This is a genomic window from Candidatus Zixiibacteriota bacterium (assembly GCA_035574315.1).
Taxonomy (GTDB): Bacteria; Desulfobacterota; Binatia; order UBA9968; family UBA9968; genus DATLYW01.
Genome location: DATLYW010000026.1, coordinates 1 through 14,448, shown reverse-complemented (window position 1 = coordinate 14,448; position 14,448 = coordinate 1). Strand labels below are relative to the sequence as shown.

Here is a 14,448-nt window from a genome sequence, read left to right as displayed (position 1 = left end):
ACGCGCCTGTTGCCTTCCCGGTTGAGTTTCTACTGAACGGCCGGCTCGACGATCCGGCGGGCGATGCCGCGCAGCGCCGCTGCCGCTTCGCCGAACGGTTCCAGCTCGCGAATGCAGTTGCGCAAGAGCTCGCGCAGCCGCTCCTTCGCCTGGGCGATGCCCACGACGGAGGGATACGTGGCCTTCTTGCGCTCGGTGCGGCCCGACTCGAGGCGCTTGCCCGCCGCCCCCCCCTGCCCGCCTGCGTCCACGATGTCGTCCGCGATCTGAAAAGCGAGCCCGAGATATTCGCCGAAGCGCGAGACGCGCCGCAGGTCGGCTCCCCTGGCCATCGCGACCTGTGCCCCGAGCCGCACCGAAGCCAGGATCAAGGCGCCGGTCTTGCGCACATGGATCCATTCCACGGTCGCAAGATCGACCTCCCGGTTTTCCGCCTCGAGATCGAACGCCTGCCCCCCGACCAACCCCGCCACCCCTGCAGCATGCCCCAGCTCGTGAATTAAGTTGAGCACCAGCTCGGGTGGCAGCGCCCGCCGCACTTCAGGGGAGGACAAAATATGGAACGCGGCGGTCAACAAGCCATCGCCGGCAAGCAGCGCCACCCCCTCGCCGAATACCTTATGGGCCGCCGGCTCCCCGCGCCGGATGTCGTCGTCGTCCAGCGCGGGCAGATCGTCGTGAATGATCGAATAAGCGTGGATCATTTCCACAGCGCACGCGAACGGAAGCAGGACCTTCGGCCGCGCTCCGAAGAGCTCCCCCGTAGCCAGCGTGAGAATCGGCCGGATCCTCTTGCCCCCCGGAAACAGCCCGTAGCGCATCGCTTTCCAGACCGCGTGGGTATGCCCCGGATACTCTTTCAGCCACCGGGAGAGGGCGCGATCCACCCATGCCTTGCGCGTCCGCAGATAGTCCTCGAGATCGAGATGATTCGGATGGTTCAAGGAGGACTCCAAGGTTTCCGTGGCGGCTCGACACCCAGCCCCGGAGCCGGAAGTCTCTTGGGGGGATCGTAGCGCGGGACGCCCGCGAGTCAATCTATCTCGAAGGCGCTCCGTCTTCAAACGTCTGGCCGGGCCTCCGGGCCCGGCCGCCGGGAATTTCGCGCCCTGCCTCATTGCTCGTCCCCCGGAGAACTTCCCGGCTCGAAGCTCCTGAGCTGCAACCGCCCCTCTTTGTCCTTCACCAGCAGCTCGATCCTCTTTTCGACCTCCACGAGCTTCTGGCTGCAACGCTTCACCAGCGCCACGCCTCTTTCGAAAACGGCCAGCGCCTCTTCCAGCGGAAGGTCCCCGGACTCCAGCTGTTCGACGACCCGCTCGAGCTCTTCCAGCGCGGCCTCGAACCTGTCCTCGTTTCGATCCTTTGCCGCCATCTTTATCACTCCCTGTTCGCGGACGCAGCCTCGCCCCTTTCCGCCCCGATCTTCTCGATCAGCTCGAACGGGTCGATTCTCGCGTTATAAATCCTGGCTCCCCAGTGCAGATGAGGCCCGGTCACCCGGCCGGTCATTCCCGAAAGAGCGATCGGGTCGCCTTTGCGCACCGCTGCTCCCTGCTGCGCCAGGAACTCGGAAAGATGAAAGTACATCGTGAACACGCCGGCGCCGTGATCAAGCACCATGCTTTTGCCGCTGAAGAAGAAGTCCCCGACCAGAACCACCCGGCCGTGATTTGACGCCAGGACTTGCGTGCCCTGCGGAGCGCGCAAATCGGCCCCCGCGTGGGGTGCTCGCGCGATCCCGTTGACGATCCGACGCAGGCCGAACGGTGAACGCACCTCGCCGGCAACGGGTCTGATGAACGTTCCCTCCCAGAGCCGGTGCGGGATGGACGCTGCGAACACGCGCGCGAACTGCTCCTGCTCGGCGCGGATCCGCTCCATCGCTTCCGGGCCGACCGGCTCGTGATCCTGGGCGACCGAAAACGACTCCGTCGCAAATGCCCTCGCCTTGACCTTGAACGACAGCGTAGCTTCGCGCTCGGAGCCGGACCGCCCGACCGCTTTCAACCAGATCCTGGCCGGGCCCGGTTCGGCCTCGAGATCGATCCCCAGGACGGCGCCGAACTTTCCCGCCCCCGTCGGATAAAGGCCGATCTTTTCCTTCCCGAATCGCCCTTCGATCGCCGTCAGGCCGTCGGCCGCGGCTTCGATTTCGACGATCCCGCCCTGGAACACCTCGGTCTTCTTTACGACCGCGAGCTTCGGCTCCGCGGCAAAGCAGGGCACGGCAGCGAGGGCGACCAGCCAGCCGGCGCGGCGCAGGCGGCCCATGTCACTTGCTCTCCTCGACCCGGCAGAGCGCCTCGCCCCGAGCCAGGCGCACGCGGAGGAGATCGCCCCGGCTCAGCGACGCGCTGTCCTTTATGATCCGCTCTTCCGGAAGCCGGTGAGCGATGGCGTAGCCGCGCTGGAGGACCGCCAGCGGGCTCAGCGCATCCAGCCGCCCGGCTGCGTGCGCCAGCCGCTCCCGGCTGCGCCGCAAGCGTTCCCGAAAGCTGCGGACGAGGTCCAGCGCCGCCTCGTCGAGCCGTTGCTGGTTTTCCCTGAGCTTTCGCCCCGGGTCGCTCAGGCGGCGCGCCAGGGCGTCGCAGCGCTCCCGCGCCGCCGCCACCTCGGCGCGCATGCAGCGCAGCAGCTGGATCTCCAGAGCCCCCAGCCGCTCCGCGAGGTCCGCGCGGCGGGGGATCACCATCTGCGCCGCCGCCGTAGGCGTGGGAGCGCGCAGGTCGGCGACGAAATCGGCGATCGTGAAATCGATCTCGTGGCCAACGGCCGAGACCACGGGCACCGGAGAGGCGGCGATCGCCCGCGCGACGATCTCTTCGTTGAAAGCCCAGAGATCCTCGACCGAGCCCCCTCCCCGCCCCACGATCATCACGTCGACGCCGCCGTGCGCCCCGAGCTCCCGAATCGCGGCGGCGATCTCAGCCGCGGCACCGTCTCCCTGGACCCTGACCGGCCGCACCACGATTCTGCGGTCCGGAAACCGATCGTCGATGACGCGGAGCATGTCGCGCAGCGCCGCGCCCTTTTCGGAAGTCACGATGCCGATGGAAACGGGCAGGAACGGCAGGGGTCGCTTGCGCTCCGGAGCAAAAAGCCCTTCGGCCGCGAGCCTTTTCTTGAGCTGCTCGAAGGCGGCGTAGAGCGCGCCGTAGCCGCGGGGCTCGATGACGTCGACATAGAACTGAAGGTCCCCGCGAACCGTATAAAGACTCACCCGCCCGAAGCAAAGCACTTCCATGCCGTTTTCGGGCTCGAATCCGGGCCCGTTTCCCGGACGCCGGAACATCACCGCGGCGATCTGGCTCCTGTCGTCTTTGAGGGTGAAGTAGAAATGGCCGGAAGGCGGGATCCGGAAGTTCGAAATCTCGCCGACCACCCAGAGGGCGCCGAGCTGGCCGTCAAGGGTGCGCTTGACCGCCTGGGCGAGCTCGCTCACGGTAACGATGTGCCGGCCTCCCCTCTCCGTCAGCGGGAGCCCCGGTTCGTAACTCGTCGTCGGCATTGACCCTCGATCTGCCCGGAAAAAAATTAGCCCTCCGCTGGGAGGGCTAATTCGTTCATTCGAAGACCACGGTGCGCAGGGGCGGAATCACGCCGCCTTTTTCTGCACGACCTGCTTGAAGGAATCCCAGCTCTTCAACAGGTCGAGCGCCCGCTTGAGCTGCAGGTCGTTGTCGATCGTTTCGTCTCCGGTCGGACCCGAGGCGGGCGGCAGGAGCTTGTCCTTGTCGCCCGGCTCCGCCGGCGCGCCCGACGGGCCCTCCTGCGGGTTGGCGAGATGTCCGGGAAGGTTTTCCTCCCGGATGCTCTGCCGCTTGCGCTCCTCGGCCTTGCCATCGGGCGGATTGTTGTCGAGCACGATGTCGGGAACGATTCCCGAAGCCTGGATCGACCGGCCCTTGGGCGTAAAGTACCGCGCGGTCGTCAGCCGCAGCGCCGAATTGTCGTCCAGCGGAAGAATGGTCTGCACCGATCCCTTGCCGAAAGTCTTGGTCCCCAGCACCACGGCCCGCTTGTGATCCTGGAGAGCGCCGGCAACGATCTCCGAAGCGCTCGCGCTGCCGCTGTTCACCAGCACGACCATCGGGAAACCAAGCCAGGTGCCCTCCTTCTGGGCGAAGTACTTGTGTCTCTGCGATTCCACCCGTCCTTCCGTGTAGACGATCAGGCCCGAGTCGAGGAACAGATCGGAAACGCGGACCGCCTGGGTGAGCAGCCCTCCGGGGTTGTTGCGCAGGTCGAGCACCAGCCCCTTCAGACCGCCCTTTTCCGCCGTGAGCTTCTCGAGCGCCTTTTGCATGTCGCGGTCGCTGCGCTCCTGGAACTGGGCGAGCCGGATGTATCCGTAGCCTTCCTCGAGCACGCGACTGCGCACGCTCTGCACGCGGATCGTGTCGCGCACCAGCGTCAACGTGATCAGCTCCGGGATACCCTCGCGCTTGATGGAGATGTTGATCTTGGTGCCCTTCGGCCCCCGCATCCGCTTCACCGCGTCCACGAGCGTCATGTCCTTGGTGAACTCGTCCTCGATCTTGAAGATCATGTCGCCCGGCTTGATCCCGGCCTTGAAAGCGGGCGTGTCCTCGATCGGCGATACCACCGTCAGCACGCCGTTCTTGATGGTGATCTCGATCCCCAGGCCGCCGAAGCGCCCTTGGGTATCCATCTGCAGTTCCTTGTAAAGATCCGGGGTCAGGTAGGCGCTGTGCGGATCCAGAGAGCTCAGCATCCCGGTGATCGCCCCGTTCACCAGGTTTTGCGTGTCGACCTCCTCGACGTAGTTCTTCTTCACGATCGACAGGATGTTCGCAAAGGCCTCCAGACTCTCATAGTCCTGCCGCGGAACCGCGGAAACGCTCGGGACCCATTGGGCGGCGACGAGGAACCCGAGAGCCACGCCCGCGAGCAGGATCAGGACCGGCGCGCTGTGTTTTTTCAGCATCCGCATACGATGTCTCTCCCCCGGAACGGCTTTGGCGAAAATTATTTTATAATAACCCGATGTAAATTACTATTGCCCCTTGAGATAGGCCAGAGGATCGACCGGCTTGCCGTCCTTGCGCAGCTCGAAGTACAGGCGCGCCCCGGACAGGGAATCGCTGTCCCCAACCCGGCCGATCACTTCTCCCCGTTTGACCAGATCTCCGGTTTTCTTAAGAAATTCCGAAAGATGAGCGTAAATACTGTAGTAGCGCTCCCCATGATCCACGATCAACATGTTGCCGTAACCGGAGAAGCGGTCGGCGAAGACCACCCGTCCTTGCTCGACGGCCTTGATTCCTTCTCCGACCGGCGCCTCGATGTCGATGCCCTTGCGGAAAATTTCCTCCCCGAACTCCTTGTGCCGGGTTCTCCCGAAACCGCCGACGAGCTGGCCCTTGACGGGCCAATCGAGCCTGCCGCGCAGGCGCTCGAGACCGGTTCCCGCCGGGCCCTCCCGCGGCCGCGCCGCCGATCGGCGCGCGAACTCCTCCATCATTTTCTGCAGTCGTAGCGCCGCCTGTTCGAGCTCCTTAAGCGCCCGCTGCCTGGTTTCCTTTTCCCGGCGCAGGCTGGCGAGGAGCCGTTTCTTCTTTTCCGCCTCCTGCGCCAGCTCCTCTCGCGCCGCCGCCAGCGCCCGATGCTGCTCCTCGATCTCTTGTTGCTTCTGCGCCAGCTCCCGGGTCACCTGCTCCTGGCGAGCCGCCCCCTGTTTGAGATCGTTGATCAGCTCCTGATCGAACGCCAGCGCCGCCTGCAGATAGTGCTTGCGCCGCTGCACGACCGCGAGCGATGCCGCACCGTTCAAGATGACCAGAGGGCTCCCGCTTCGCTGCCAGCGATACAGGGCCGCGGCACGCTTCGCCAGCAGCGCGCGCTGGCGCTCGAGCGAGGCCCGCAGCCGCTCCCCTTCGGCCTGTTTCGCCCGCAAACCGGCTGCAAGCTCCTCCAGCCGTGCGCTCGCCCGGCGGACTTCGGCGTTCCTCTTTTGCAAAGCCGACTGAATCTCCCCTAACGCCTGCAGGACCGAGCCCTCCTGTTTTTGCACCCGGGAAAGACCCCGTTTTTCGGCTTCGATCTTTTTCCGGATCTTGTCGAGGTCCCGATCAGCGCCGGCCGCATGGAGCGATGCCGCGGCCGCGGCTACAGCGAACCCGACCGCGATCGCCGCAACCCTTCTCATCGGCCGAGATACCTCCTGAGCGAGAAGAGGCTGCCGCAACCGCCGAGAAGACATCCCAGCGTCAGGATCAGCGCCACGCCCGAGCCGTCGAGAAACTGCAAGCGACCCGGCGCGCCGAGCAGCACAGTCACCGAGCTCAGATGCTCGCTCAGCAGGCGGTGCAGGAGCCACAGGAAGAAGACGGCCACCGCTGAGCCCGCTGCCCCCTGGATCACGCCCTCCACGAAAAACGGCGCCTGAATGACCTCCCGGGGGGCTCCTACCAGCTCCATGATTTCAACCTCGTCGCGGCGCGCGAGGATCGCCAGGCGCGTCATGCTGCCGACGATGAAAAACGCGGCGACGAAGAGGACCCCCCCCAGAACCCACTTCGCCCAGCGAACGCCCAGGACGACCAGGCTCAGACGCTCGACCCACTCCTGCGGGTATTCGACGGCGGCAATTCCCTTTTCCCGCCGCAACCGCTCGGCGATCTCCTCCACGGCGGGACCGTCGCGGTAGCGCGGGCGCAACGTGACGCGTAGCGAGGCCGGAAGCACGTCGCGTGGCAGCCCTTCCAGGAGCCCCGACTGCGTGCCCAGCGCGCTCTGAAAGTCCTTCCACGCCTGCTCCCGCGAGATGGAGTGGACCTGCTCTACCTCGGGAAAGGCCCGCACCCGCTGCGCCACGCTCTGGAGCTCCGCCGGACCCGCGCCGTCCGCCAGATACGCGTGCAGCTCGATTTCCTCGCTCCAGCCCCGGAGCAGCGCCTGGAGGTTGGCCTGCAGCAACATGAACACGCCGAAGAGAAAGAGGGTCATCGCGACGGTCCCGGACGTAAGCACGTGGGTCCACAGCAGTTCCCGCAGGCTGTGGCGCACGCGCCGGGCGACAAACGCGACATAGGCGCGCGTCAATCCGCGCTCCTCCCCGCGACCCGCCGCAGATCGTCGACCAGCGAGCCGCCGCGCAGCGAGATGACTCGGCTGCCGTAGTCCTTGATCAGGTCCAGATCGTGGCTGGCGACGACCACGGTCGCCCCTGTTTCCCGCATCCTGGAAAACAGCCTCATGATGCCGCCCGCCGCTTCCGCGTCGACGTTTCCCGTGGGCTCGTCCGCGAGGATCAGTTGGGGATCGTTGACCAGGGCGCGCGCGATCGCGACCCGCTGCTGCTCGCCGCCCGACAGCGCGGGCGGTTTCGCACGGCACTTTTCCTTGAGTCCGAGGTCACACAGCAACTGGTACGCCCGTGCCTCGCTTTCCCGCCTCGTCTTCCCTATCGCTTCCGCGGCCAGCGCCACGTTCTCCAGGGCCGTCAGACGCGGCAAGAGCTTGAATTCCTGGAACACCAGCCCGATCTTCTGCCGCAGTCGGGCCACCCCGCGCCCGGTCAGCCGGGTGACGTTCTGGCCGTTCACCAGGATCCGCCCTTCCGTCGGTTGCTCCTCGCGAAACAGCAGCCTGAGCAGCGTCGTTTTTCCCGCCCCGCTGGGCCCGGTCAGGAAGACGAACTCCCCGCGTCCAATCTGGAGATCGATGTTCTTGAGCGCGGTGACGTTCGGAGGGTAAGCCTTCGAGACGCGAAAGAGTTGGATCATGGGAGATGCCAACTCCTGAATTTGCTTGACATGAACGGGGGCGGTTGTTACAGTGCCACAAATCTCGGGCTCTACCGAACTACCTATATAAGAGATGTCGCATCGACTTACAAGCACCGCGGAGGCGAGGATCGAGATCGACCCGCGGATCAGGCGATTGCGCGTCGTTCTCATCAAGCCTTCGAAATACGACGACGACGGCTACGTCATTCGATTCTGGAAAGGCGTGCTGCCGAGCAACACGCTGAACGTCCTCCACGGCCTCACCGAGGACATCAAGCAGCGCCGCGTCTTCGGTGACCTTCCGATCGAGGTCGTCACGTACGACGAAACGGCCGAAAAAGTCCCGCTCAAGAAAATCATACGCTGGAGCCGCCGGCCCGGCACCAAACTGCTGGTCTGCCTGGTCGGCGTGCAGACCAACCAGTTTCCGCGCGCCGTGGACATCGCGCGCCCGCTGCGCGCCGCCGGCATCACCGTCGTCATCGGCGGCTTTCACACCAGCGGAACGATCAACATGCTGGGCGAGCAGGAACCGGAGATCCAGGAGCTGGTTCGCGAGTCGATCTGCGTCGTTTCGGGAGAGGTCGAGGGCCGGTGGGAGACGATCCTGTCCGACTTTCTCGGCGGACGGCTGAAGCCGATTTACAGCTTCGCTCAGGATTTGCAGAACCTCGTCGACATCGGTTCGGCGCCCCTGCCCAAGGCGAGCCCGAAAACGATGCGCCACTTCGCCTACCCCTCGTTCGGAACGGCCGACACTTCGCGGGGATGTCCTTTCTCCTGCAGCTTCTGCACGATCATCAACGTTCAGGGTCGCAAGATGAGGGAGCGCAGCCCGCAAAGCATCGCGGAGATGCTGCGTAAGAACTACCTCGAACACGGGGTTTCGTTCTACTTTTTCACCGACGACAACTTCGCGCGCAAGAAGCTGTGGCGGGAAACTTTCGAGGAGATCATCAAGCTGCGCGAGGAAGGGATCAAGATAACCTTCATGATCCAGGTCGACCTCGCGAAAAAGCCGAAAGACTTCGTTCAGCTTGCGGCCAAGGCGGGGTGCACGCAAGTGTTCATCGGGATGGAAAGCGTCAATCCCGAGAATCTCAAAGCCGAAGGCAAGAAGCAAAACAACGTCGAGGAGTACCGCGACATCATCAAGGAATGGCACGACGCGGGCGTCGTGGTCCATACCGGATATATCATCGGTCTTCCGTGGGACTCCAAGGAACAGGTGCGCCGGGACATCCGCTTTCTGATGGAAGAGATCGGGCCCGATCAGGCCTCGTTCTTCATGCTGACGCCGCTGCCGGGCTCCCACGATCACCGCGAGATGAAAAGACGCGGCGAGTGGATGGACCCGGACTTCAACAAGCGCGACTCGTTCCACGCCACCATCCGCCATCCGCGCATGACCACCGAGGAATGGACCGAGGCGTACGAAGACGCGTGGAAGATGTTCTACAGCAAGGAGAACATGATCAGAATCCTCTCCCGCTGGACGCATCACCCGCGGGCTTACTGGAACCTGATGTCGATCTTCTTCTGGTACAAGAACGCCGCCCTGATCGAGCGGCAACACCCGATGATCGCGGGTTTCTTCCGCTTGAAGGACCGCAAGGCGCGCCGTCCCGGCTATGCCATCGATTCCCTGCCGGTGCACGCCTGGAAACGGACCAAGGAGATCGTGCGGTTGTTCCTGTCGTGGGCGAAGTTCCTCAAGGAAATGGAGGAGGTCTGGCTGCAGACCCGCAAGAAAACCGAAACCGAGGAACGGCTGCTCGAGCAGGTTCAGAAGCTCCAAACCGAGGTCTGGCAGGCGCTGCGCATCGGCGAGCTGCAGGCCACCTACGCCAGCGCGAGGGACACGCTCTCGGAGCGCGCCAGGGCCATCCTCGATCCGCTCGACGAGCTCGCCAGCCGGATCCTCAAGAGCCGCCACGACCTCAACCGCGTGCTGCGCCAGTGGGAGCAGCTGCGCGACCGGATTCACGAACTGCGCGCGATCGAAGGCGAGGCGGCGCGCCGCTGGCTCGACGAGATGTGCAACATGCTCGCCGGCGTTCGCTTCCGAAACCGCATTCCCGAATGGCAGGCCGCTTACGCCAGGATGCGCGGGCTCCTGCCGGCGATCTCCAGGTTCCAGTTCGTCAAATTCGACGCCCTCAACAACCGGGTCATCTACTCCCGGCAGGAGCTCCAGCGGATCTGGTCGCAAACCATCGCCAACATCAAGCAAATGCGCTGGTGGGAGATCCGCCCCTTGCGGCTGACCTCGGCGATGATCAAGGACTTCTGCCTCACCACCTTTTTCGCCTTCAATTTCCGGGACTTCTCCCAGCGCTAGCAGCGCGCCTCCGGGCGACGGCTATCTCGGCTCCGCGATCACGTCGACCAGGTAAGGGAGCTTTTTCTCCTTGACGTACTTCAGGCCGCGCTCCAGTGCGGGCCTGAGCTCCTCCGGGCGGCGGACCGGTCCTTCGGCCGCAACCCCGAACGACTGCGCCATCCTGGCGAAATCGACCGCGGGATCGTCCACGTGGGTTCCGATGCCGGCGTTTTCCACCGGCCGCCCGCGGAACTTGGCCACCTCGATCCCGTGCTCCTCCGAGTTGTAGTACGACTGGTTGTTGTGCATGACGATCAGCAGCGGGATGCGATGTTTCGCGGCCGTCCACAGCGAGCTCGATGTCATGAGCAGGTCGCCGTCCGACTGGATGTCCACTGCCAGCTTCCCCGTATCCTTCAAAGCCAGCGCCGCCCCGATCGCCGCGCTCATGCCGTAGCCGACCCCGGCTCCTCCGCTGCCGCCGAGAAACTGGTTCGGTTTGTTGAAATCCCAAAGGCGCCGCGCCCAGCCGTTGGACGTGCCGTTGACCAGCACCCAATCCTCCTTCTTGATCGTCTCGCCCAGCTCGAGCGCGAGCCAGGCCGTGGAGATTTCCTTCTGGCCGGACTTGCCCCGGGCGTCGGCGAGCCACTTCGCGCGCCGGCTGCGATGCTTTTCTCCGAGCTCCCTGGCCCGAGCCTCGATCGCCGCTTTTTTCTGGCCGTCGCTGCCGATCAGCTCACGGCAGAGGCGGATCAGCTCGGGCACGGCGACGGAGGTGTCGCCCGACATCGGGATGTCGACGGCCTGCAGCGCCTGGTAATCGGCTGCCCAGCTGCGCACCAGCATATCGTTCATCGAGATATGGGCGATCTTGGCCGCCGGATTGAGTATCGACTCGCAGGCTCGGGTTTGCTTGCTCACCGTGGTGAGCGAGCCGAACAGGTCGAAGACGTCCAGGGCCAGCACGAAGTCCGCCCTTTGCAACAGCTCCCGGGCCCCGTCGGTGGCATCGAGCGGGTGCGTGCTGGGAAAGTTGTAGCGGTTTCCCTTGTCGACCACCGGGGCTCCGAGCAGCTCGGCCAGCTCGATCAGCGCGGGCACCGCCGCCGGATTGCGGCCCAGGTAGTCCGCGATGATGATCGGGCATTGCGCCTCGACCAGCAGCCGGGCGGTTTTCCGCAGCGCCTCCGGATTGGCCTGCATCGGAGCCGGTGGCGAATACCGGGAGACGTCGGGAATCTCGACCGCTCCCGTCACCCGGTCCTCCTGGATGTCCGCGTCGTAGTTGATGTAAACCGGCGCCGTCGGTTCGGTCGTCGCAATCCGGTAACCGCGGATGAACGAATCCGGCACGTCGGCGAGGCAGTACGGCTGATCGTCCCACTTGACGTAGTCGCGCACCTGATTGCCCTGCACGAGCGCGGTGTGAATCCAGTCGATGCGCGGCCGACGGTGTTTGGTGTTCATCGGGCCGGTGCCCCCGAGGATGATGATCGGCACACGATCGATCCAGGCGTTGAAAATCGCCATGCTGGCGTGCTGCAGCCCCACCATGTTGTGGACGATCGCGACCATCGGCCGCCCCTTCGCCTTGGCGTAGCCGTGCGCGAGGGCGACCGAGATCTCCTCATGATTGCAGAAGATCACTTCCGGCCGGTGGTTTCCGCCGTAGTTCACGATCGAGTCGTGAATTCCGCGAAACGTCGCCCCGGGATTGAACGCGGCGTACTCGATATCGAAGGCTTTCATGAGATCGACCACCACGTCCGAGCCGAACTCCGGCTGCTTTTTTTCCACCCTGCTCTGTGCTCTGGCCACTGATCACCCTCCTCTGCGTGATTTTGGAATAGAACCCGTTGTTTGAAGTCGCGGCGGCGGGGCCCTTATCAGCGCGGGGCCGGTCCGGATTGGAGCAGACCCTTCTGGTAGAACGTCTCGAGGGTATCGAGCAGGTTTCCCTCCCGCTCGCCGCGGGCTGACGTTTCTCCCAGCTCCAGGGCCGCGATCGATTCCAGCACCTTCTGCGCGGCCGGCGCCATGAAGGCCTCCAGCCCCTGATGGTTGAAAGCGCGTTTGAGCTCATCCATCTCTTCGGCCCGCCGGCCCGCGTGAATTCGCAATCCGATGATGCTCGACGCGATCTTGTCGAGCAGGCCGGGAAAGCTTTCCTCGTACCGGGCCATGATCTCGTCGAGCAGACCGAAGCGGCGCGCGCCCATGAGCAGCTCCACGAACAGCCCCTGCAGTCCCTTGGTCAGCCCCGCGTACACGATCTTGAACGCCGACGCCTGATTGACGCCGTCCCCGAGAACCTTCACCGGAATCGAGAAGGTCTCCAGCTCTCGCACCCGTGCCGCCCCGGGGCCCGAGACGTAAACCGCCGTGCCCCGCCCCATTTTGGCCGCCGAGCCGATGATGCAGCCGTCCACGAACTCGACTCCGGCGCCGGCCGCAATGGCGGCGATCTCGGATGCGGTCATCGGCGAGATCGCGTTGGCGTCGAGAAACAGCACGTCACGGCGCCCCGCCTCCGCCGCCGCTCGCGCCACGGCGGCGGCGACGCTCTTTGCGGCGGACGGCACCACGATCGACACGATCAGGTCCGCTTCTCGAACCAGGGCGGCCATCGACGGCTGCGAGCGTACGCCCGCGTTCTCGCCCCTGCGGCGCGTCACTTCGCCGCGGTCCCGATCGTACGTGAGGACTTCGACGCCATGGGCGCGCAGGAGGCGTGCCCAATGGTAGCCCATCTCACCGATGCTCAGGATGCCGATCCTGCGCAGCGCCATTGTCCCTCCCCTGTCCGCCGTCGCGGTTGATGACGTCGATCATCTTGCGCAAGGTCGCAAAGTCGCGCCGGTTGAAATGCACCAGCAGCCGGTGCAACTGAAGCGTCGAGGGCTCGTCGGCCTCCTCGGGCAGAGGCCCGGTCCGTCGCACCCCGCCGTCGTTCAGGATCCCCGTGAACTCGCGGTTCAAGGTCTCGATGAGCCGATCCGACGGCTCCCGCTGGAGCCGGATCACCAGATCCTGCCTCACGAAGCGGTATGAATGGTAATTGCTGTAATATCGCTTGATGGTCTCCACGGCCTCCACCGGGTCGGTAACGATCTCGAAAAAGCTCAACTCGTTCTCGTGGACGTAACCGCGGCTGAGCATCGCGTCCCGGACGAAGCTTTCCCACCGCGTCCAATAGGCCTTGTCGGGCAGGTCCATGAGCAGGATCGGAACCAGCTGGCTCTTCCCGGTCTGCGCCAGGGTCAGGACCTCGATCAGCTCGTCGAGGGTGCCGTAGCCGCCGGGGAAAAAGACGAAGGCGTCGGCCTCCTTGACGAACATCAGCTTGCGCGTGAAGAAAAAACGAAACGTCACCAGCTTGGCGTCGTCCTGGATGACGCGATTCGCCTTTTGCGCGAGCGGCAACCGGATGTTGACGCCGAAGCTTTTCTCCCGTCCTGCTCCCTCGTGTCCGGCCTGCATGATGCCCGGACCCGCACCCGTAATGACCATGAAACCTTCGTCGGCCAATCGGCGGCCGAGCGCCCTGGCAAGCCGGTAAAGGGGGTCCTCCTCGGTGACCCGCGTGGAGCCGAACATGCTGACCTTGCGGACCGAGCGGTACGGCGCAAACACCTTGAAAGCGTACCGCAGCTCCTTGAGCGCCCGGTTCAGGATCTTCAGGTCCCCGCGGCTGGCGTTGTCGCCGGCCAGCTTCAGCACCGTCTGCAGCATCTCGGCGATCAGCGTCTCGTTGCCGCCGGCCGGCTTGTCCTGCAGCCAGACCCGGATCCGGCTTTCCACTTCGGATAAGATCGCGTTGGCTCCGCCTGTTTCCATACTGACTCAGTCTATGACATATCGCCGTCTGTTTGAAAAGGGACGGGGCGGAAGAGAAACGCCGCGGCGCCGGAAAATGTCTTCCGCCGCCGCGAGCCGCGGGCGCCGCGCGACCGCTAAGGAAGCCGTGCGTTTCGGCCGCGCCCTTGCTGGTGCCCGGAGCCGGACTCGAACCGGCACGGACCCTTCCGGGTCCTCGGGATTTTAAGTCGGTTCCCGCGTGTCGCCACGGGAAATCACGAGGCAGAAAGGTGCCGAAATTCCGAGGCTTTCGCCCGTCGGGGCGGCACCCTTCTGCCCGCTCGTGGCCCTTGATGTCGGGCCATAAGCTACAGATAAGCTACAGTTAAGCTACAATCCTGCGAGAGGAGGGAGAGCTAATGACTCTCATCCCCCGCCCCAGGATTTCTTTGGACACCTGATTGGGAGAAATGTTAAGGAGAAAAACCCAGGAGGTGTCCATGTCGAAAAGACAAGTGCAACGAGGTCGATTTTCTGCTCGCCGGAAGTTGGAAGCTGTGCTTCGGTTGC

Annotated in this window: 12 protein-coding genes; 1 reads left to right on the top strand and 11 read right to left on the bottom strand. The window is 64.5% G+C overall.

Features of this window, described 5'->3' with window-relative positions:
- Positions 1–29: 29 nt before the first annotated feature.
- The 8 genes from VNN77_07980 to ftsE all read right to left on the bottom strand — a co-directional run bounded on the left by VNN77_07980 (position 30) and on the right by ftsE (position 7,751).
- Positions 30–944: a farnesyl diphosphate synthase gene (locus VNN77_07980; GenBank protein HXG51326.1), complete on the bottom strand. Its 915-nt coding sequence runs from the start codon at positions 942–944 to the stop codon at positions 30–32.
- Positions 945–1,114: 170 nt separating this feature from the next.
- Positions 1,115–1,375, bottom strand: a complete 261-nt coding sequence (locus tag VNN77_07975) for an exodeoxyribonuclease VII small subunit (protein HXG51325.1) — start codon at positions 1,373–1,375, stop codon at positions 1,115–1,117.
- Between the two features lie 5 nt (positions 1,376–1,380).
- Positions 1,381–2,274: a M23 family metallopeptidase gene (locus VNN77_07970; protein ID HXG51324.1), complete on the bottom strand. Its 894-nt coding sequence runs from the start codon at positions 2,272–2,274 to the stop codon at positions 1,381–1,383.
- A 1-nt stretch (position 2,275) separates the two neighbouring features.
- Positions 2,276–3,511, bottom strand: a complete 1,236-nt coding sequence (gene xseA, locus VNN77_07965) for an exodeoxyribonuclease VII large subunit (protein HXG51323.1) — start codon at positions 3,509–3,511, stop codon at positions 2,276–2,278.
- An 87-nt stretch (positions 3,512–3,598) separates the two neighbouring features.
- Complete coding sequence (locus tag VNN77_07960) at positions 3,599–4,957, bottom strand: S41 family peptidase (protein HXG51322.1); 1,359 nt, start codon at positions 4,955–4,957, stop codon at positions 3,599–3,601.
- A gap of 63 nt (positions 4,958–5,020) precedes the next feature.
- On the bottom strand, positions 5,021–6,172 hold the full coding sequence (locus VNN77_07955) for a peptidoglycan DD-metalloendopeptidase family protein (GenBank protein ID HXG51321.1): 1,152 nt from the start codon (positions 6,170–6,172) through the stop codon (positions 5,021–5,023).
- Entirely contained in the window at positions 6,169–7,068 is a 900-nt protein-coding gene (locus VNN77_07950; protein HXG51320.1) for an ABC transporter permease, read from the bottom strand. The genes VNN77_07955 and VNN77_07950 overlap by 4 nt, the downstream gene beginning before the upstream one ends.
- Positions 7,065–7,751, bottom strand: a complete 687-nt coding sequence (gene ftsE / locus VNN77_07945) for a cell division ATP-binding protein FtsE (GenBank protein ID HXG51319.1) — start codon at positions 7,749–7,751, stop codon at positions 7,065–7,067. Before ftsE ends, VNN77_07950 begins: the two co-directional genes overlap by 4 nt.
- A gap of 94 nt (positions 7,752–7,845) precedes the next feature.
- On the opposite strand from ftsE, the gene VNN77_07940 reads away from it, so the two are divergent.
- Positions 7,846–10,095: a radical SAM protein gene (locus VNN77_07940; protein ID HXG51318.1), complete on the top strand. Its 2,250-nt coding sequence runs from the start codon at positions 7,846–7,848 to the stop codon at positions 10,093–10,095.
- A gap of 21 nt (positions 10,096–10,116) precedes the next feature.
- On the opposite strand, the gene VNN77_07935 is transcribed toward VNN77_07940, so the two are convergent.
- From VNN77_07935 to VNN77_07925, 3 genes are all read right to left on the bottom strand, one after another.
- On the bottom strand, positions 10,117–11,898 hold the full coding sequence (locus VNN77_07935; GenBank protein ID HXG51317.1) for a thiamine pyrophosphate-dependent enzyme: 1,782 nt from the start codon (positions 11,896–11,898) through the stop codon (positions 10,117–10,119).
- A 68-nt stretch (positions 11,899–11,966) separates the two neighbouring features.
- Entirely contained in the window at positions 11,967–12,869 is a 903-nt protein-coding gene (locus tag VNN77_07930) for an NAD(P)-binding domain-containing protein (GenBank protein ID HXG51316.1), read from the bottom strand.
- Complete coding sequence (locus tag VNN77_07925) at positions 12,832–13,917, bottom strand: TIGR00730 family Rossman fold protein (protein ID HXG51315.1); 1,086 nt, start codon at positions 13,915–13,917, stop codon at positions 12,832–12,834. Before VNN77_07925 ends, VNN77_07930 begins: the two co-directional genes overlap by 38 nt.
- Positions 13,918–14,448 lie beyond the last annotated feature (531 nt).